The 19,059-nt window shown below is 72.4% G+C and carries 17 protein-coding genes and 1 riboswitch; of the genes, 8 read left to right on the forward strand and 9 right to left on the reverse strand.

The window, feature by feature from the left end; all coding sequences use genetic code 11:
• Nucleotides 1-201: 201 nt before the first annotated feature.
• Nucleotides 202-1,218, forward strand: a complete 1,017-nt coding sequence (locus EAD89_RS23965) for an SMP-30/gluconolactonase/LRE family protein (RefSeq protein ID WP_121677290.1) — start codon at nucleotides 202-204, stop codon at nucleotides 1,216-1,218.
• Between the two features lie 112 nt (nucleotides 1,219-1,330).
• Here the strand turns inward: EAD89_RS23965 and EAD89_RS23970 are convergent, their stop codons facing one another.
• Nucleotides 1,331-2,593: an Ig-like domain-containing protein gene (locus EAD89_RS23970; protein ID WP_121677291.1), complete on the reverse strand. Its 1,263-nt coding sequence runs from the start codon at nucleotides 2,591-2,593 to the stop codon at nucleotides 1,331-1,333.
• A gap of 663 nt (nucleotides 2,594-3,256) precedes the next feature.
• Here EAD89_RS23970 and EAD89_RS23975 point away from each other — a divergent pair.
• Nucleotides 3,257-4,213 carry a sugar phosphate isomerase/epimerase gene (locus EAD89_RS23975; RefSeq protein WP_121677292.1) on the forward strand — a complete coding sequence of 319 codons (957 nt, stop codon included), beginning with the start codon at nucleotides 3,257-3,259 and terminating at the stop codon, nucleotides 4,211-4,213.
• 22 nt (nucleotides 4,214-4,235) lie between these two features.
• Nucleotides 4,236-6,335 carry a PQQ-dependent sugar dehydrogenase gene (locus EAD89_RS23980; RefSeq protein WP_121677293.1) on the forward strand — a complete coding sequence of 700 codons (2,100 nt, stop codon included), beginning with the start codon at nucleotides 4,236-4,238 and terminating at the stop codon, nucleotides 6,333-6,335.
• A 58-nt stretch (nucleotides 6,336-6,393) separates the two neighbouring features.
• On the opposite strand, the gene EAD89_RS23985 is transcribed toward EAD89_RS23980, so the two are convergent.
• The 4 genes from EAD89_RS23985 to pdhA form a co-directional block, all read right to left on the reverse strand.
• A complete protein-coding gene (locus tag EAD89_RS23985; protein WP_121677294.1) occupies nucleotides 6,394-8,073 on the reverse strand; it encodes a right-handed parallel beta-helix repeat-containing protein in 1,680 nt (559 codons plus the stop codon).
• Between the two features lie 125 nt (nucleotides 8,074-8,198).
• On the reverse strand, nucleotides 8,199-9,560 hold the full coding sequence (locus tag EAD89_RS23990) for a dihydrolipoamide acetyltransferase family protein (RefSeq protein WP_121677295.1): 1,362 nt from the start codon (nucleotides 9,558-9,560) through the stop codon (nucleotides 8,199-8,201).
• Nucleotides 9,545-10,549, reverse strand: a complete 1,005-nt coding sequence (locus EAD89_RS23995; protein ID WP_199723357.1) for an alpha-ketoacid dehydrogenase subunit beta — start codon at nucleotides 10,547-10,549, stop codon at nucleotides 9,545-9,547. Before EAD89_RS23995 ends, EAD89_RS23990 begins: the two co-directional genes overlap by 16 nt.
• Nucleotides 10,546-11,712: a pyruvate dehydrogenase (acetyl-transferring) E1 component subunit alpha gene (gene pdhA, locus EAD89_RS24000; protein WP_121677296.1), complete on the reverse strand. Its 1,167-nt coding sequence runs from the start codon at nucleotides 11,710-11,712 to the stop codon at nucleotides 10,546-10,548. Before pdhA ends, EAD89_RS23995 begins: the two co-directional genes overlap by 4 nt.
• A gap of 106 nt (nucleotides 11,713-11,818) precedes the next feature.
• Here pdhA and EAD89_RS24005 point away from each other — a divergent pair, with 106 nt between their 5' ends.
• Nucleotides 11,819-12,325 carry an Lrp/AsnC family transcriptional regulator gene (locus tag EAD89_RS24005; RefSeq protein ID WP_233579046.1) on the forward strand — a complete coding sequence of 169 codons (507 nt, stop codon included), beginning with the start codon at nucleotides 11,819-11,821 and terminating at the stop codon, nucleotides 12,323-12,325.
• Nucleotides 12,326-12,337: 12 nt separating this feature from the next.
• Here EAD89_RS24005 and EAD89_RS24010 read toward each other — a convergent pair whose 3' ends face one another.
• The 3 genes from EAD89_RS24010 to EAD89_RS24020 form a co-directional block, all read right to left on the reverse strand.
• Nucleotides 12,338-13,309, reverse strand: coding sequence for a DNA polymerase domain-containing protein (locus tag EAD89_RS24010; protein ID WP_121653768.1), 972 nt, complete (start codon nucleotides 13,307-13,309; stop codon nucleotides 12,338-12,340).
• 40 nt (nucleotides 13,310-13,349) lie between these two features.
• Nucleotides 13,350-13,676: a hypothetical protein gene (locus EAD89_RS24015; protein WP_121677297.1), complete on the reverse strand. Its 327-nt coding sequence runs from the start codon at nucleotides 13,674-13,676 to the stop codon at nucleotides 13,350-13,352.
• A gap of 208 nt (nucleotides 13,677-13,884) precedes the next feature.
• On the reverse strand, nucleotides 13,885-14,115 hold the full coding sequence (locus EAD89_RS24020) for a hypothetical protein (protein ID WP_121653769.1): 231 nt from the start codon (nucleotides 14,113-14,115) through the stop codon (nucleotides 13,885-13,887).
• 135 nt (nucleotides 14,116-14,250) lie between these two features.
• On the opposite strand from EAD89_RS24020, the gene EAD89_RS24025 reads away from it, so the two are divergent.
• From EAD89_RS24025 to EAD89_RS24035, 3 genes are all read left to right on the forward strand, one after another.
• Complete coding sequence (locus EAD89_RS24025; protein WP_121677298.1) at nucleotides 14,251-14,982, forward strand: histidine phosphatase family protein; 732 nt, start codon at nucleotides 14,251-14,253, stop codon at nucleotides 14,980-14,982.
• Complete coding sequence (locus EAD89_RS24030) at nucleotides 14,966-15,835, forward strand: NAD(P)H-hydrate dehydratase (RefSeq protein WP_121677299.1); 870 nt, start codon at nucleotides 14,966-14,968, stop codon at nucleotides 15,833-15,835. Before EAD89_RS24025 ends, EAD89_RS24030 begins: the two co-directional genes overlap by 17 nt.
• Nucleotides 15,836-15,915: 80 nt before the next feature.
• Entirely contained in the window at nucleotides 15,916-16,416 is a 501-nt protein-coding gene (locus EAD89_RS24035; RefSeq protein WP_121677303.1) for a hemerythrin domain-containing protein, read from the forward strand.
• A 72-nt stretch (nucleotides 16,417-16,488) separates the two neighbouring features.
• Here EAD89_RS24035 and EAD89_RS24040 read toward each other — a convergent pair whose 3' ends face one another.
• On the reverse strand, nucleotides 16,489-17,295 hold the full coding sequence (locus EAD89_RS24040) for an SDR family oxidoreductase (RefSeq protein WP_121677300.1): 807 nt from the start codon (nucleotides 17,293-17,295) through the stop codon (nucleotides 16,489-16,491).
• A gap of 146 nt (nucleotides 17,296-17,441) precedes the next feature.
• Nucleotides 17,442-17,531: riboswitch (ZMP/ZTP riboswitch) on the forward strand.
• Between the two features lie 18 nt (nucleotides 17,532-17,549).
• On the opposite strand from EAD89_RS24040, the gene EAD89_RS24045 reads away from it, so the two are divergent.
• Nucleotides 17,550-18,986, forward strand: coding sequence for a glycine hydroxymethyltransferase (locus EAD89_RS24045; protein WP_121653749.1), 1,437 nt, complete (start codon nucleotides 17,550-17,552; stop codon nucleotides 18,984-18,986).
• Nucleotides 18,987-19,059 lie beyond the last annotated feature (73 nt).

Raw genomic sequence — 19,059 nt, forward strand, 5'->3', positions numbered from 1 at the left:
ATTCCGGGTACGTCCAGGGTCAGACCCCGAGGCCACCCGGATCCCCCTTACGGTGGAGGCCAGGGTCCCCCCGGGTCCCGCGCCGCAGCACGGGGATCAGCGAGGCAGCCGCCAGCTTCCGACGTCCTCTGCTCGACGGCCGGCGCACCGCCCCGCGACGGTGATCCGGCCGCGCGGGCATCGGCGGTGGAGAATGGAGAGATGCTGATCCCCCGGCCCCGACCGCCCCGGCTCATCCGGCCCGTCCGCGAGCAGGCCACGGTCCCTCCCCCGCTCACCGGGGCGTGGGCGCCCACCGATCGCAGGCTCGACCAGGTCGACCTGCTGCCACTTCCCGACGGCGCGGTCGGTCCCGAGGACGTACTGGTCGACCCGACCGGCCGGGTCATCAGCGGCGACGAGGAGGGCCGACTCTGGTGGTGGCCCGCCGACGCGCCCGCCGGCACCCGGCCCCACCTGCTGGCCGAGACCGGCGGCCGGCCGCTCGGCATCGAGGTGGACCAGTCCGGCGCGGCGCTGATCGTCTGCGACGCGTACCGGGGGTTGCTGCGGGTCACACCGGACGGGGCGGTGCGCGAGCTGACCGGCACGGCGCCTCCGGTGCACCTGGCCAACAACGCGACAGTGGCCCGCGACGGCACCATCTTCTTCACCGACTCCTCCGACCGGTTCCCGGTCTCGCACTGGAAACGGGACCTGCTGGAGCACCGCCCCAACGGCCGGGTGCTCGCGTACCACCCGGGCAGCGGACGCACCGAGGTGGTCACCGACGGGCTGTACTTCCCCAACGGGATCGCGCTGACCCCTGACGAGTCGGCGCTGATGCTGGTGGAGACCACCACCCACCGCCTGCTCCGTGTCGAGCTGGCCGGCGGGGTGCGGGTGCTCGCCGACCTGCCCGCGTATCCGGACAATCTTTCCGCGGTTGGCGACGGCACATACTGGATCGCTCTGCCCAGCCCGCGGGTGCCGGTCGCCGAGCGGCTGCTCCCGCACCCGCGACTGCGCCAGCTCGCCGCGTTGCTACCCGACGCGATGCAGCCGCAGCCGCGCCGCTACGGGCTGGTCGCGCTGGTCGACGGAGCGGGCACGGTCCGCCGGACGCTGCACGGCCCGGCTGGGCACTACTGGATGATCACCGGGGTACGCCAGCACGGCGACCAGCTCTGGCTGGGCAGCCTGATCGGGCCCGGGGTGGCCCGGGCCCCACTGGACTGAGCGCCGGGCCGGGGATCGCCGGCCGACGCCAATGACCCGCCGGGGTCCCGGACCGGACGCGGGGCCGGCCCGCCGCGGAGGCGGGCCGGCCCCGAGGGCCGTCGGCGGTGTCTCAGCGGCCGCTGACCGAGGGCGCCGGCGCGGGCGATCCGCCGGCCACCGCGCCCGGGTGCGCCGGGGCGACCGGCGCGGGCCGCAGCCCGGGCGGCACCGGCAGGGCGCTGCCCCGGACGAACTCGTCCCAGCTCACGTTCCACGCGGTCCAGCCGTTGCCGGCCCCCAATTGCACCTCGGTGCCCTTGACGGTGACCAGGTCACCGACCTGGGTCACCCCCATCAACCAGTCCGCGGCGGTGGCGGCGACGTTCGTGCACCCGTGCGAGACGTTGGTGCTGCCCTGGTCGCCCTCCGACCAGGGAGCGGAGTGGATGAACTCGCCACCCCAGGTGAGTCGCTGGGCGTCGTCGACGTCGACCACGTACCCGCCGTCCGGCTCACCACGGGTGTCGAACGTGGTCCGCTCGTGCTTCTCCATGATCACCATCTTGCCGCTCGACGTGGGCGTACTCGGCTTGCCCAGGCTGACCGGGATCCGGCGTACCTGCTTGCCGTCGCGCAGCACGGTCATCTGCTTGGTGGCGTTGTCGATCTCCAACGCGACCTGCTTTCCGATCTTGGAGGTGGCGGTCCGCTCGGCGTCACCGACCCGGTCCTTGCCGATCGGCAGCCCCTCCAGGCCGGCCCGGACGCTGATCGTCGTTCCCGGGCGCCAGAAATCGGGTGCCCGGTAATAGACCTGAGTGCCGTCCTCCAGCCACGACCAGGCACCCGGCTGCGGCGGATTCGTCTTTACGAACAACCGGCGCTGGACGTCCGCCCTGGCCTCTTTTGGAATTCCCGGGTCGAACGCCACGGTTACCGGCATGGCCGTGCCGTACGTCCGGTTGCCGACGAAATAGAGCGTGCTGGTGATCTGCGGTTTGGTCGATTTGGCCATCGTGGTGAACGTCGTGGTGCGGGTCGCCGTGGCGCCCGAGTCGCCGGTCGCGGTCACCTCGGCGGTATAGGTCCGCTTCGGCTGCAACGGCTTGCTCGGCACCCAGCCCGAGCCGTCCTCACGAGCCTCCGCCGCGATCTGCTTGCCCTTGTCGTCCGTGAGCCGCACGCCGGTGACCCGCCCGCCCTTGACCACGGTGCCCACCTCGGCGCTGACCGGCACCTCTCGGGCCTTGTCCCCCGGTGTCACCGTGATTTCCGGCGGAGCGGCGTGCTTCTTGCCCGACGCCGTGTCCCGGTCGGCGGTGCACCCTCCCACAACCAGCGGTGCGGCTGCGATGGTTACCGCCAACAGCGTCAATCGCCGCCTAAACGTCATGTTTCAGTCCCCCCGTTTTCGGCTTCCCTCTGCCACATTCTCGCCGCCCCGATCGGCGTGCCCATCCCATTCGGAAATAATCGGCGGCGCATTTATCGGCGCATTTTCCGGCGGTGCGCCCATTGGCGAGACAAAGGCGTGACCGGCCCAGGCTGGGCGGCACCTACCCACTCCGACCGGCCGCGCCCCACCCGACCCGCAACGTCCCGTCCGCCCCGAGCACGGCGATCTTGCACGTTCTGCCACCGTTGCACGGCTTTCACCCCGCCACGATCGGCAGGAATCCCACGATCCGGCCGTGCCGTGTCGACCGCGCCGAGGGACGTAGGGCGCGGAAAAGCGGGAGGTCAGGGCGCGGGGCGCAGCACGAGGGCGAACTTTTGTCGGCAGGAGCGAAACTTCTGCTGATCGCGACGAAGCTTTGCCTTCGTCCGGAGGCAAGGGTAAGGTCGCGATTCAGATAGAAGGTTGCCCATTCGTCGATCACCTTGCCGCCATCCCGCCGGGTCGCCGTGTTCCGCTCCCGACAGATCCGGGCCGCACCCGCGCGCCGTCCGCCATCGTCCCGCCGGATCCCGAATCCGGCCGGTTCGGCGCGCCCGGCGGCGGCAGCCGGTCGACCGCCGCCGACGGCCTGCCAGCCGTCAGGAAGGGACCACCACCATGGATCAACAGACCAACGGACCGGAGACGGCACCGGCGTCCGAGCCGGTCAGCCGGCGCGGCGTTCTCCGCGCCGCGACCGTCTCCGCCGCCGCCCTCGGCACCGCCGGCCTGCTCGCCGGCCCGGCCGCCGCCACGCCGGCCGGACAGTTCCACGGCCGGCGCCGGGTGCCGGTGGACCGGATCAGCATCCAGCTCTACACGGTGCGCGACCAGCTCGCCGCCGACCTGCCCGGCACCCTGGACGCACTGCGGCGGATCGGCTACCGGCGGGTGGAGCACGCCGGCTTCGTCGGGCGAACCGCGGCGCAGTTCCGGGCCGCGCTGGACGCGGCAGGGTTGCGGTCCACCTCCGGGCACACCGGCATCCCGCAACCGTTCGACGCCGCCACCTGGGAACGCGCCCTCGCCGACGCGAACGTGGTGGGCTGCAAGAAGATCGTCCACCCGTACTTCGGTCGGGACGCCGAGGGGCGCCCGATCCGGGACCCTGCCGTCTACCGCGCCCTGGCCCGGGACCTGAACCAGGCCGGCCGACTCGCCGAGCGCGCCGGGCTGGACTTCGGCTACCACAACCACCAACTGGAGTTCGTGCCTCTGACCGACGGGTCGACCGGCTTCGACATCCTCACCCGGCAGACCGACCCACGGTTGGTCCACTTCGAACTCGACCTCTACTGGACCTGGCGAGGCGCCCACGACCCCGTCGACGTGATCCGGGCCAACCGCGGCCGGATCCGCCAGGTGCACGTCAAGGACCTCGACGTCGAGGGTGGCTTCGCCGACCTCGGCGACGGCGTCATCGACTTCGGTCGGATCTTCGCCCACGAACGGGAGGCGGGCATCGAGGAGTACATCGTGGAGCGCGACGACGCGGGCACCCCGCCGCGCGCCCCCGCCGACGCCCTGGACACCGCCCGCGTCGGCTTCGACTATCTCGCCTCACTCCGGTACTGAAACCACCTCGGGGGACGACCTGATGAACAGGACCGCATTCGTGTCCGCGCTGCTGCTGGTGACGGCCGGCCTGGCCGTGCCACCGTCGGCCGCGGCCGCCGCGCCGGCCGCGCCACCGGACAGCAGCTTCCAGAAAGTGACACTGAACGACTTCCCCGGCGAGCCGATGAGCCTCGCCGTCCTGCCCGACCTGCGGGTGCTGCACACCTCCCGCACGGGCGAGGTACGCATCCACGACCCGCGCACCGGGCTGAACACCCTCGCCGCCGACATCCCGGTGTACGAGCACGACGAGGAGGGCCTGCAGGGGGTCGCCATCGACCCCAACTTCGCCCAGAACAAGTGGGTCTACCTCTACTACTCGCCGCCGATGAACACACCGGTGGACGACCCGGCCACCCCCGGCGTCAACGAGGGGGACGCGCCGGAGACCGGCACCGAGGCCGACTGGCAGCGGTTCAAGGGCGCGCTGCGGCTGTCCCGGTTCAAGCTCGACGGGCAGAGGCTGAACCTCGCCAGCGAGCAGCAGATCATCGACGTGGCCACCGACCGGGGCATCTGCTGCCACGTCGGCGGGCAGATCGACTTCGACAGCAAGGGCAACCTGTACCTGTCGACCGGTGACGACACCAATCCCTTCGCCTCCGACGGCTACATCCCGATCGACGAGCGGGCCGACCGGAACCCGGCGTACGACGCCCAGCGCACCTCGGCCAACACCAACGACCTGCGCGGCAAGCTGCTGCGTATCAAGGTGAAGCCCGGTGGTGGTTACACGGTGCCGGCCGGCAACCTGTTCAAGCCCGGCACGCCGCAGACCCGCCCCGAGATCTACGCGATGGGGCTGCGCAACGCGTTCCGGTTCGCCGTCGACCGGCGTACCGACGACGTCTACCTGGGCGACTACTCCCCGGACGCCTCCAACCCAAACCCGGAGCGCGGGCCGGCCGGGCACGGCCGCTGGATGCGCATCGACAAGCCGGCGAACTACGGCTGGCCGTACTGCGTGACGCCGACAATCGCCTACCGCGACTACGACTTCGCCACCGGCGAGTCCGGCGCCAGGTTCAACTGCAAGCGCCCGGTCAACGACTCGCCGCACAACACCGGCAAGCGGCAGCTGCCGCCGGTCGAGCAGCCGGAGGTCTGGTACCCGTCCGCGGCGTCGGGTGAGTTCCCGCAGTTGGGCACCGGCGGCATCGGGCCGATGGGCGGCCCGGCGTACGACTACGACGGGACCAGCACCTCGCGGACCCGCTGGCCGGCGTACTACGACGGGGTTCCGCTGTTCTACGAGTGGACCCGGGACTACATCAAGGAGTTCCGCCTCGATGAGGACGGCGACGTCGAGGACATCCGTCCGGTGGTGCCGTCCCTGGTGGTGGACAACCCGATGGACATGGAGTTCGGCCCGGACGGCGCGCTCTACGTCCTGGAGTACGGCGACGGCTACTTCGCCGAGAACCCGGACGCGCAGCTGTCCCGGATCGACTTCGTGCGGGGCAACCGGACGCCGATCCCGAAGATCAGCGCCACCCCGACCGTCGGGCAGGCCCCGCTGACCGTCGCGTTCTCCAGCGCCGGCACCACCGACCCGGATGGTGACAAGCTGAGCTACGCGTGGGACTTCAACGCGGACGGTTCGGTGGACAGCACCGACCCGAACCCGACGTGGACGTTCCAGGAGAACGGGTCGTACACGCCGACGGTGAAGGTGACCGACCGCACCGGACGGTCCGCCTCGGCGACCCTGCCGCTGGTGGTCGGGCCGACCGCGCCGCTCATCGAGTTCGTCGCCCCGGTGGCCGGGCAGCCCTTCCAGTTCGGGCAGACGGTCGCGTACGAGGTGAAGGTCACCGACGACCTGCCGGTGGACTGCTCCCAGGTGAAGGTCACCTACGTGCTCGGGCACGACGAGCACGGGCACCCGCTCTCCACGTCGACGGGTTGCAGCGGGACCATCCCGACCTTCATCGACGGTGGGCACAGCGGAGCGGACAACCTGACGGCCGTCTTCGTCGCGGAGTACACCGACGCGCCGACCGAGCCGGGTGTGCCGCCGCAGTCCGCCTCGGCGACGGTGGTGCTGGACCCGACCCCGGTGGCCGGCCTGGCCGGCTGACCAGCTTCACCGTGACAGCGGCGGCGGTCGGAGCATTCCGGCCGCCGCCGCCCGTCGGTCAGCCCCAGTCGCTGTCGACGTGGTTGTCGCGCCAGCGCCCGCCCACCGGCGGGGTGTCCAGCCGCATCCCGTCCTCGGCGTTGCCGGCGAGGTCGTTGTCCTCGACCCGGCAGTCCACGCAGCTGCCCCGCTCGGTGATCCACAGCCCGTGGGTCTGGGTCCCGGATTCGTGGTTGTCCCAGATCCGGTTGCCGCGGATGGTGGCCGAGTCGAACGGCGCGTCGATGGTGATGCCGGCTCGCCGCCCGGGTGCGGGGGCCAGCTCGTAGGCGCAGCCCGGCGGCGGCACGTCCCCGCTCCACGCGGTGAACGCGTCCGGACGGACCGGGGCCAGGCTGAGTTCGTTGCCGCTGTTGGAGGCCACCGTGGCCACGGAACGGCCGACCCGCAGGACCTTGCCCCGGTGCCCGTCGTGCGGCCAGTCGGCCGCCCGGTCCACCAGGCTCCGCTCGCTGTAGCGGACGGCGTCGCCCGTACCGCCGGCGGCTCGGGCGTACTGCCGACCGTTGTTGCGGATCCGGTTGTTGAGCAGCACCGTGTCGGTCATCTGGTGGTCGATGCGGACGGCGTCCAGCCCGTTGCCCCAGAACTCGTTGCTCTCGATGACCACGTCCCGGATCGGGCCCTGGTAACCGCGCCCGAGGTCGTGCGCGTGGTAGCCGTGCCGGCCGTTGCCGCTGATCCGGTTGCCCCGGACGATGTACGGGCCGGGGCTGTTGCCGATGCTGACCCCGTCGCGCAGGTTGCCGTCGATGACGCAGTCGGTGACGAGTCCACCCCGACCGGCCACGGACGAGGTGCCCTGCGCCGACACCTCGAAGCCGGCCTCCAGGTTGCCGGACATCGTGCAGGCGGAGACGATCAGGCCGTCGGTGCCCCAGTCGGAGATGCCGAACCGGTTGCCCTGGCTGTGGCAGCCGATGATGCGGTAGCCGCGGGGCGGCTCCCAGTAGTCCTTCTGCAACTCCAGGAAGATCCCGTTGGTGCCGTTGGCCAGGGCGGTGCAGTTGGCGATGGTCAGTCGCTCCACCGGGCCCCACCCGCCGACGCCGACACCGATGCCGGCCCCACCCATCTGCTCGCCGTTGTCCAGTCGACCGCAGCCGACCACCACCACGCCGTCGATCAGCGAGTCCTGGAGGAAGTCGCAGCCCAGTCCGCTGGCCGCGGTGTGGTGGATGTAGAGGTTCCGGAACACGCCCCGCACCATGTACTGCAGGCCGAGGCCCTTGGCCAGGTAGTTGTACTCGGCCATCGCCACGCCCGAGCCGTCGATCTGGAAGTCCGCGAAGGTGCAGTCGGCGATGTGCCGGTCCCGGTCGGCGCCGTGCTGGAGGGTCGTCCAGAAGGCCAACGGAGTGGGGTCGGCCCGGTTGCCCTCGTTGCTGAGCATGAACCGGGTCGCCGCCGGGCCGGCCCCGACGAGCGACACCCCACTGCGCCACACGGTGCCGGCGTCGCGGATCGAGTAGACGCCCGGTGGGCAGTAGATGACCCGGGCCCGCCCGTCCGAGGCGTACCCGGCGCCGAGCCGGTCCACGAGGGCGGCCAGCGCCGGCTGGTCGTTGGTCGCGCCGTCACCGGTCAACCCGTACTCCAGGGCGTCGCAGTAGAGCGGCGCGCCGGCTGCCGCGGGCCGCCGTACCCGGACCGAGTTGAGTATCGCCTCGTACGCCACGGGCCGGCTCCCTTCGACGCGGGTGGTGCGCGCCGACTTCCCGGTGACGTGTGCGGGAAACCCGTGGATGCAGGCCGGCCCCGACGCCGCGTGGGCAGCGCCGGGGCCGGGGTACGCCGGGTCGGTCAGACGGCGGCGATCAGCAGCGCCGGGCGTTCCACGCAGTCGGCGACGTGCCGCAGGAAGCCGCCGGCCACCCCGCCGTCGCACACCCGGTGGTCGAAGGTGAGGCTGAGCTGGGTCACCTTGCGGACCGCGAGCTGCCCGTCGACGACCCACGGCTTGTCCACGATCCGCCCGACCCCGAGCAGTGCCGCCTCCGGGTGGTTGATGATCGGCGTGGAGCCGTCGACACCGAACACGCCGTAGTTGTTCAGCGTGAACGTGCCGCCGGTCAGTCGGGCCGGCGGCAGACTGCCCGCCCGCGCCGCGGCGGTGGTCGCCGCCAGCTCGGCGGCCAGCTCGGCGGTGGTGAGCCGTTGGGCGTCACGCAGCACCGGCACCAGCAGGCCCCGGTCGGTCTGCGCGGCGATGCCCAGGTGCACCCCGGCGGACTGGACGATCCGCTGCGCGTCGGTGTCGACGCGGGAGTTGAGTTGGGGGAACCGGCGCAGACCGCTGAGGCAGATCCGGGCCAGCAGGGCCAGGATGCTCACCGGGGCGTCGGGCGTCGCCGCGTTGATCGCCGCGCGGGTCTCCAGCAGCCCGGTGGCGTCCACGTCCACCCAGATGGTGACCTCGGGGATCTCCCGACGGCTGCGGGACAGCTTGTCGGCGATCACCTTGCGCACGCCGGTGAGCGGGACGATGACGTCGCCGTCGCCGGCCGGGGAGAGCGCCACGTGCGGGTCGGGCACGGCGGCGAGCCGGGCGGCGGGCACGGTCAGCGCCGCCTCCACGTCGGCGCGACGGATCACCCCGCCGGGCCCGCTGCCGGGCAGCGTGGCCAGGTCGACGCCGTGTTCACGGGCCAGCCGCCGGACGATCGGCGAGATGACCAGGGCGCTCGACGAGCGCGCCGGATCGGTGGGCGGGTCGCCCACGCCCGGCCCAGCATCGGTGTGGCCGGCGTCGACCGGTTCGGGGGCGAGCGCCAGCCGGGGGCGACGCCGACGCCGGGTGGCGCCGCCGTGGCCCGTGCCGTACCCGATCAGCACGTTGCCGGAGCCGGCCCGCTCCTCCTCGCGGTAGGTGGCGTGCCCGGCCGGCTCGTCGCCGCCGTCCAGGGGCGCGATCGTGATCAGGGGTTGGCCGACCGGGCGTACCTCACCGGCCGCGCCGTGCAGGGTGACGACCCGGCCGGCGTACGGGCAGGGCACGTCGACGACCGCCTTGGCGGTCTCCACCTCGACCACGCTCTGGTCGACCGTGACGATGTCGCCCACGGCGACCCGCCACTCGACGATCTCGGCCTCGCTCAGCCCTTCGCCCAGGTCGGGCAGGAGGAAGACCTGTGTCCGCGCGACGGTGGTCATGCCGCCGCCCAACGCGCGTCCGGCTGGTCGTCCCACTGCAACCGGGCCACCGCGTCGAGGACCCGGTCCACGCCGGGCAGGTGGGTGTGCTCCAGCATCGGCGCCGGGTACGGGATGTCCAGCCCGGCGACGCGCAGCACCGGGGCGTGCAGCGCGTGGAAGCAGCGCTCCTGCACCCGGGCGGCGATCTCCGCGCCGACGCCCGCGAAGCCGGGCGCCTCCTGGATCACCACGCACCGGCCGGTGCGCCGGACCGAGGCGGTGATGGTGGCGTCGTCGAACGGCACGATGGTCCGTACGTCCACCACCTCCAGGTCCCAGCCCTCCTCGCGGGCGGCCTCGGCGGCCTCCAGCGCGACCGGCACCGCCGGCCCGTACGCCACCAGGGTGGCGTCGCGACCGGGCCGACGCACGACGGCCCGGCCGAACGGCTCGGTACGCGCCGGCAGTTCCGCGTCGGCGCTGGCGAAGTAGAGCTTCTTCGGCTCCATGAAGACCACCGGGTCCGGGTCCTCGATCGCCTCGCGCAGCAGCGAGTACGCGTCCGCCACCGTCGCCGGGGTGACCACCTTCAGGCCGGGGGTGTGCGCGTAGTAGGCCTCGGACGAGTCGCAGTGGTGCTCCACCCCGCCGATCCCGCCGGCGTACGGCACGCGGATGACGATGGGCACGCTCAGCGCGCCCCTGGTGCGGTTGCGCAGCTTCGCCACGTGCGAGGCGATCTGCTCGAACGCCGGGTACGCGAACGCGTCGAACTGCATCTCGACCACCGGCCGCAGCCCGGACATGGCCAGGCCGACGGCGAAGCCGACGATGCCGGCCTCGGCCAGGGGGGTGTCGAAGCAGCGGGTGTCGCCGAACCGGGCCTGCAGGCCGTCGGTGATCCGGAAGACGCCGCCGAGTTGGCCGACGTCCTCGCCGAAGACGACGACCCGCTCGTCGGCGGCGAGGGCGTCGGCCAGCGCGGTGTTGAGGGCCTTCGCCATGGTGGTGGCCATCAGGCGTCGCCCTCCTCGTCGTGGGCGGCGGCCAGCTCGGCGCGGACCTGCTCGCGCTGCTCGACCAGCTGCGGGGTGGGCTCGGCGTACACGTGGTCGAAGAGGCTCAGCGGGTCGACGCTGGGCTGCTCGTTCATCCGGGTCCGCAGGTCCGCCGCGTACGCCTCGGCCTGCTCGGCGATGTCGGCGACCGCCGCGTCGTCGAGCACGCCGCGGGCGCGCAGGTAGGTCTCCAGGCGGGCGAGCGGGTCGCGGTCGCGCCAGGCGTCGACCTCGGCGCCGTCGCGGTAGCGGGTGGCGTCGTCGGCGTTGGTGTGCGGCTCCATCCGGTAGGTGTGCGCCTCCACCAGGAACGGCCCGTTGCCGGCCCGCGCGTGGGCGACCGCTCGGGTCAGCACGGCGAGCACCGCGACCGGGTCGTTGCCGTCGACCTGCTCGCTGGGCACCCCGTAGCCGACGCCCTTGTACGCCAGCGACGGCGCGGCGGTCTGCCGGGACAGCGGGACGCTGATCGCGTACCGGTTGTTCTGCACGAAGTAGACCACCGGCGCCTTGAACACGGCGGCGAAGTTGATCCCCTCGTGGAAGTCGCCCTCGCTGGTCGCGCCGTCGCCGATGAAGGCCAGCGCCACCGTGTCGCGACCCTGGTACGCCTCGCCGTGCGCGAGCCCGGCGGCGTGCACGCACTGGGTGGCGAGCGGGGTGCACTGCGGCGCGGTGCGTACCTCGGTCGGGTCGTAGCCGCAGTGCCAGTCGCCGCGCAGCAGGGTGAGCACCTCGACCGGGTCGATGCCCCGGGCAACCAGAGCCATCGACTCACGGTAGGTGGGGAACACCCAGTCGGTGTCCCGGACCGCGAGCACCGCGGCGACCTGGCACGCCTCCTGCCCCCGCGAGGACGGGTAGACGGCGAGCCGGCCCTGCTTGGTCAGCGCGGTCGCCTGGGTGTCGAACCGGCGGCCGAGCACCATCCGGCGGTACAGCTCCCGCAGCGCCTCGACGGGCGGCTCCGGGTAGTCGGTGCGGGCGGGCGACGGCGTGCCGCTCTCGTCGAGCAGGCGGACCGGCTCGGCGGCGGGCAGCAGCGGGCGTGCCGGATCGGGCGGGGTGGCCGCCCGGCGGGTACGCGGGGATGCCCTGCGGACCGCCTGGGGTGTGGTCGTCACGGCGGGACCTCCTGGGACGTGTGGTGGGCCTATGCTTCCGCCTGTCGGATGATTGACTCAAGATCCAGGCAGAAGGCGGGACGGTTGGCATGCGGAGGGCGCATCAGTGAGCCAGGAGGCCACGGACGGGGTGAGCCGGGCGGCCGGATCGGGACGTTCGGCCCGAGGTCTGGACGAGGTGGACCGGCGGATTCTCGACGAGCTGGTCCGCGACGGGCGGACCTCGGTGCGCACCCTCGCCGAGCGGATCCACATCTCCCGCACCAACGCGTATGCCCGGGTGGAGCGGCTGCTGCGCGACGGAGTGATCACCGGATTCCGGGCCCAGGTGGCGCCCGAGGCGGCCGGGCTGGGCACCTCGGCGTACATCGCGCTGACGATCGAGCAGAACACCTGGCGGGAGGTCTCCGCGGAGCTGGCCCGGGTGCGCTACATCGAGCACGCCGCGCTGCTCGGCGGCGACCACGACGTGCTCGCGCTGGTCCGCGCACCGGACAACGCCGCCCTGCGGGACGTGGTGCTGGGCCGGGTGCAGAGCATCCCGGGGGTGCTGTCGACCCGCACCTGGCTGGTCTTCGAGGAGTTCGACGGGACCGGCAGCCCCTGGGCGTGACCGTCGGGCGGCTCAGCGCTCCGGCGGGGCCTCCAGCCCCTCCCGGTCGGCCAGCTCCAGCAACGGCTCCAGCGAGTGCCGGTCGCCGTCCAGACCGGCGTGCGGGTCACCCCGCTCGGCGAACCGGGCCGGCATGCTGAGCACGTCGAAGTCCTCGGGCCGCACCCGGTCCAGCTCCGACCAGTCCAGCGGCGCCGACACCAACGCCTGCGGCGTCGGCCGGATCGAGTACGCGGACGTCACCGTGTGGTCCCGGGCCATCTGGTTGTAGTCGACGAAGACCGGCTTGTCCCGCTGCTCGCGCCACCAGGTGGTCGTGACCAGGTCGGGCAGCCGGCGCTGCATCTCCCGGCCCAGCGCGAGCACCGCCCGCCGGCACTCGCCGAAGCTCCACCGCGGCTCGATCGACAGGTAGACGTGCAGACCCCGGCCTCCGGTGGTCTTCGGGTAACCGGTCATGCCCAGCTCGGCGAGGAACGCCCGCACCTCGTGGGCCACCGGCACCACCTGCGCGAAGTCGACGCCGGGCATCGGGTCGAGGTCGATGCGCAGCTGGTCGGGGCGCTCCACGTCGGCGGCGGTGACCGGCCACGGATGAAAACGCAGGGTGCCGAGGTTGGCCGCCCAGATCACCACGGCAAGCTCGCTCGGCGCGACCTCGTCGGCGGTGCGGCCGCTCGGGAAGGTGATGTGCGCGGTCCGCACCCACTCGGGCGCGCCCGCCGGCAGCCGCTTCTGGTAGAACGCGTCACCCCGGTTGGTCTGCCGGGTGGCGATGGTCGCGCCCTCGAAGACGCCGCGCGGCCAGCGTTCCAGCATGGTCGGCCGGTCCCGCAGCGCGCGCAGGATGCCGTCGCCCACCGCGAGGAAGTAGCGGACCACGTCCAGCTTGGTCAGCCCACGCTCGGGGAAGTACGGCTTGTCGGGGCTGGAGACGCGGACCAGCCGCTCTCCCACCTGGATCTCCTCCGCCGCCGTGGCCACGCCCACGAGGGTACGACGACGGCGGGCTGCTCGCCGTCGGTCAGGTGATCAGAAGAATGCCGATCAGCATCAGCGGCAACCCGACGAACAGGAATATGCCGACCCCGGTGAGCACCCGCCCGCCACCGGCCTCCTCGCGCTCCGGCGCGAGCCCGAAGGTGGCACGCGGCCCGAGCATGCCGATCCGGCTCAGCGTCAGGTCGCCGGTCACTCCGAACAGGGCGCCCACCACCATCAGCGCGATCCCCAGTCGGCTGGTGTAGTCGCCCCCGTCGACCGCCACCCAGACCGCCGCGGCGGCCGCGACCAGAACGGTGGCGATCAGGAACAGCATCAACGCTTCCCGCAGACCCCGGACGACCGTCATCGCCGACCCACCCCTTCGTCCCGGGGCGGCCCGGCCGCCCCGGACGAACATTGTTCCCTATCGACGTCATGCGGCGCTGTCCCGAACCGGACCGGTCGCGCGGCATCGGGGGGAGGCGTGGACGTGGGGCGGCGTGCTGCCGGTGTTCAGCGCGGCGGATGCCGGTCGACGACCGGCATCCGCCTCCGCCTGGCGACATTCGTCGCGGTCAGCGCTTCTCCTGCTGCATCCGGGACATCAGCAGCTGTTTACCCTGCTCGCCCGCCTTGCGACTGTTGTCCTGGATCATGCGGAACCAGTTGGCGAGTTCACTGTCGCCGCGCTGCTCGGCGTCGGCGATGTACGTGTCCATCCGGTACACGTTCTCCAGCGACATCTGCAACGCCCGGATCAGGTCGTAGTTCTTGTCCTTCACCGGGCTGGCCTGCTCCTTGACCATCGTCGCCACGGCGCACCTCCCTGTCGGCTCGCGGGTGAGAGCGACGGTTACCCGGCCAGGTGACGTTCACGCCCCGCCTCCGGCGTGCGCCGGTGTCGCGGTTACCAGGCAGCCGGGCCGGGTAGGGGGTGCCGCATGGCCGAACTGGCAACCTTGTGGATCATCCGGCATGGCGAGAGCACGGCGAACGTGGCGGCAACCGAGGCCGAGTCCTCCGGCGCGGACCTGATCGGGCTCACCCACCGGGACGCCGACGTGCCGCTCTCCCCCACCGGCGAGGAGCAGGCCCGAGCCACCGGCCGCTGGCTGGCCGGGCTGCCCGCGGACCGACGCCCGGATGTGGCGGTGGTCTCGCCGTACCTGCGCGCGGTCTGCACCGCCGAGCTGGCCCTGCACGGCACCGGGGTGCCGGTGAGCCGGGACGAGCGACTGCGCGACCGGGAGCTGGGCATCCTCGACGGCCTGACCGGGCACGGCGTGCAACGGCGCTTCCCGGAGGAGGCGGAGCGCCGCGCGCGGCTGGGCAAGTTCTACTACCGGCCTCCGGGCGGCGAGTCCTGGACCGACGTGGCGCTGCGGCTCCGCACGCTCCTCGGCGACCTCCGCCGGGACCACGAGGGCCAGCGGGTGCTGCTGTTCGGCCACGACGCGCTGGTCTTTCTGCTGCGCTACCTGGTGGAGGGCCTGACCGAGCCGGACCTGATGGCGCTGACCCGCGAACACGTGATCGCCAACTGCTCGATCACCGACTGGTCGGCCGACCCCGAGGGTCGGCTGACGCTGGGCGGGTTCAACGAGGTCGGCCACCTGCGCCGGCAGGGCGCCCAGCCGACCAGGGAGGACGAAATCCATGCCGAGCCGGTCTGAGGCGAAGGTGATCACGCCGGGGCTGCTGCGGGACTGGGAGCTACCAATCCCGGCCGGCGGCAAGGAGAGCCGGGGCACCGTGCTGGTGGTCGGCGGCTCCCGCTTCACCCCCGGGGCGGTGCTGCTGGCCGGGGTTGCCGCGCTGCGTGCCGGCACGGGAGTGCTCCAGCTCGCCGCCGCCGAATCCACCGCCGCCACCCTGAGCATCCAGGTGCCCGAGGCGCTGGTGGTCGGGCTGCCGGAGACGCCGGACGGCGCGGTGTCCGCCGACGAGGCCGGCCAGCTCGGCGAGCTGGTCGGGCAGGCCGACGTGGTGACCCTTGGCCCGGGGCTGAAGGGGATCGAGGAGACCCGCCGCCTGCTGCGTCTGGTCCTGGACGCGGCCGAACCGCGCACGCCGCTGGTGCTCGACGCGTACGCCCTCGGCGCGCTCAGCCACGAGCCGGACCTGCTGGTCGGCTCGGGGCGACCCGCGGTGCTGACCCCGAACGTCACCGAGGCCGGGCACCTGCTCGGCCGGGACCCGGGCGACGACCTGGACGCCGAGGCGGCCGAGCTGGCCGCCCGCTACGAGGCGGTCGTCTCGCTCTACGGGCACGTGGCCACCCCGGACGGGCGGCGCTGGCGCGAGGAGAGCGGCGACGCCGGGTTGGGCACCTCCGGCAGCGGGGACGTGCTCGCCGGCCTGCTGGCCGGGCTGCTCTCCCGTGGGGCGGAGCCCGCGCAGGCCGCCTGCTGGGCGGCGTTCGCGCACGCGGTGAGCGGGCAGCGGCTCATCCCCCGGTACGGCCGGATCGGCTTCCTGGCCCGGGAACTGCTCGACGAGATCCCCCGCACCCTGGCCACCGTCTGACCGACGAGATCGTCTGTTTCCGCAGTTCACCAGCGGGGTACCGGAACGGACACCAGACAAGATTCAGGGAGGTCATGCCGGTGTCCACCGATGCCATCGTCCTGCTCAAAGAGGACCACAAGGAGATGCGCCGCCTGTTCAAGGCCTTCCAGGACGCCGAGGAGGGGCCGGCGAGCCAGCGGCAGAAGCTCGTGGGCCAGATCCTGGAGGCCCTCACCGTGCACACCTACCTGGAGAACGAGGTGATGTACCCGGAGGTCCGGCGCCTCCTGCCCGACCTGGAGGACGACATCCTCGAGTCGTACGAGGAGCACCACGTGGCCGACGTGCTCTGCGCCGAGCTGGCCGCCATGGACGCGGACCACGAGCACTTCAACGCCAAGACCACGGTGCTGATCGAGAACGTCCTGCACCACGTCGAGGAGGAGGAGGATGAGTGGTTCCCCAAGGTCCGCGAGGCCCTGGGCCGCAAGCAGCTCCAGGAGATCGGCGAGCGGATGATCGCGCTGCGCGCCGACGCCCCGCGTACGCCCAGTGACCCGAAGGCGATCAAGAAGGCGATCGACGCGGTGACCGCCTGAACCACCCGCGTACGACACAGGGCCCGGCTCGCGCCGGGCCCTCGTCGTGTGCGCGCCCGCTCGGGGTCGGGGTCAGCTACCCGAGCCCGGCTCGGCCATCCGGCGGTGCTGCTCGGACTTGAGCTTGTCCGGAACGATCTTGCCGGCCGCGGTCTGCACCTTGTTCATCAGCGAACCCGCGGTGACCGTCTGGTCGCCCTTCATCAACGCGGCGAAGCCCTGCGCGGCGACCTTCGCCGGGTCGTCCTTCTTCCCGGAGCCCACCCGGGTGTCCTCCATGTCGGCCCGCTCGAAGAACTCGGTGTCCGTCGGTCCGGGCATCAACGAGGTCACCGTGACGCCGCTGTCCTTCAGCTCGTTGCGCAGCGCCTCCGCGAAGGACTGCACGAACGACTTCGACCCGTTGTAGACCGCCTGGAACGGCCCCGGCATGGTGGAGGCGATCGACGAGGTGAACAGCACCCGGCCCGCGCCCCGCTCGACCATGCCCGGCAGCAGCCGCTTGGCCAGGTGCACGGTCGAGCGCACGTTGAGGTCGACGATCTCCAGCTCGTCCCGCAGGTCGGTGCCGCCGACGAAAGCGCCGCCGGCGCCCCGGCCGGCGTTCAGGGCCAGCGCATCCAACGGACGCCCGGTCGCGGCGACCGCCGCGGCCAGTTCCTCCACGCCCTCCTCGCTGGCCAGGTCGACGCGGACCGAGTTGACCTGCGGGCCGCCGTCGCGGCGCAGCTTCTCCGCGGCCTCCGCGATGCCCTGATCCTCGGCGGCGATGATCAGGTCGAACCCGTGCTCGGCGAACTGGGCGGCCAACTCGTATCCGATCCCGCTGGACGCCCCGGTCACCAGGGCGAGCGGTCGGTCGGTCTTCGGTGTGGTCATGGTGTCGCTCCTCTCGTGCGAACTGCGGCCGCACCCGCACCGGTGCGGCAGACCCCTACCGTGTGCCCCGACACGGACCGCCCAACCACGCCGGCGGGTCGCATGCGGAGGTCGGCCGGGCGTGCCCGGGCCGGCCCGGTAGGATCGGCGCGGGCCGTTACTGGCGCGTGGGGATGGAGAACCATCGGGGAGCGGCCCCGTCACGAGGACGTTTGCCGAGCGCCTGGGCCTTCCGCACGTCTGTAGGAGGTCGCATGTCGCGCAACGCCGAGTCCACCGCATTCCGGAGTGCCCTTGAGGTGATCCGGGCTGTCGAGCCGCGGGTGGCCGACGCCATCGGCGCCGAGCTGACCGATCAGCGGGAGTCCCTCAAACTCATCGCCAGCGAGAACTACGCCTCCCCGGCGACCCTGCTCGCCATGGGCAACTGGTTCAGCGACAAGTACGCCGAGGGCACCGTCGGGCGACGCTTCTACGCCGGTTGCCAGAACGTCGACACCGTCGAGGCGCTCGCCGCCGAGCACGCCCGCGAGCTGTTCGGCGCGGCGCACGCCTACGTGCAGCCGCACTCGGGCATCGACGCCAACCTGGTCGCGTTCTGGGCGGTGCTGGCCGACCGGGTGGAGTCCCCCGCGCTGAAGAAGGCCCAGGTACGCCAGGTCAACGACCTCACCGAGGCCGACTGGTTCGCGCTGCGCCGGGAGCTGGGCAACCAGCGGATGCTCGGCATGTCGCTGGACGCCGGCGGCCACCTCACCCACGGCTTCCGGCCGAACATCTCCGGCAAGATGTTCGACCAGCGCAGCTACGGCACCGACCCGGCGACCGGCCTGATCGACTACGACCGGGTGGCCGAGGCGGCCCGGGAGTTCAAGCCGCTGATCCTGGTCGGCGGCTACTCGGCGTACCCCCGGAAGGTGAACTTCCGGATCCTGCGGGAGATCGCCGACTCGGTCGGCGCGACCTTCATGGTCGACATGGCGCACTTCGCCGGCCTGGTGGCGGGCAAGGTGTTCAGCGGCGACTTCGACCCGGTGCCGCACGCGCACATCGTCACCACCACCACGCACAAGTCGCTGCGCGGTCCGCGCGGCGGCATGGTGCTCTGCCAGCCGGAGCTGGCCGACCAGGTGGACCGGGGTTGCCCGATGGTGCTCGGTGGCCCGCTGCCGCACGTGATGGCCGCCAAGGCGGTCGCCCTGGCCGAGGCCCGCCGCCCGGACTTCGCCGACTACGCCCAGCGGATCGTGGACAACGCGCAGGCCCTCGCCGAGGGGCTGCTGAGCCGGGGCGCGAAGCTGGTCACCGGCGGCACCGACAACCACCTGGTGCTGATCGACGTGTCCGGCTACGGGCTCACCGGCCGGCAGGCCGAGCAGGCGCTACTGGACTCGGGCATCGTCACCAACCGCAACTCGGTCCCGCAGGACCCGAACGGCGCCTGGTACACCTCCGGCATCCGGATCGGCACCCCGGCTCTGACCACCCGCGGCCTGGGCACCGCGGAGATGGACCAGACGGCCGAGCTGATCCACACCGTGCTCACCCAGACCACGGCCGGCGCCAACGCCGACGGCACGCCGTCGAAGGCCAAGTACGCGCTCGACCCGGCCCTCGCCGACAAGATCGCCCGCCAGGCCACCGACCTGCTGACCCCGTTCCCCCTCTACCCCACCGTCGACCTGACCTGACCCCGCCGGTCCCGTCGACCTGACCCCGCCGGTCCCGTCGATCAGACCCCGCCGGTCCCGTCGATCATGGGGT

The organism is Micromonospora sp. BL4, assembly GCF_003667505.1.
Lineage (GTDB): Bacteria > Actinomycetota > Actinomycetes > Mycobacteriales > Micromonosporaceae > Micromonospora.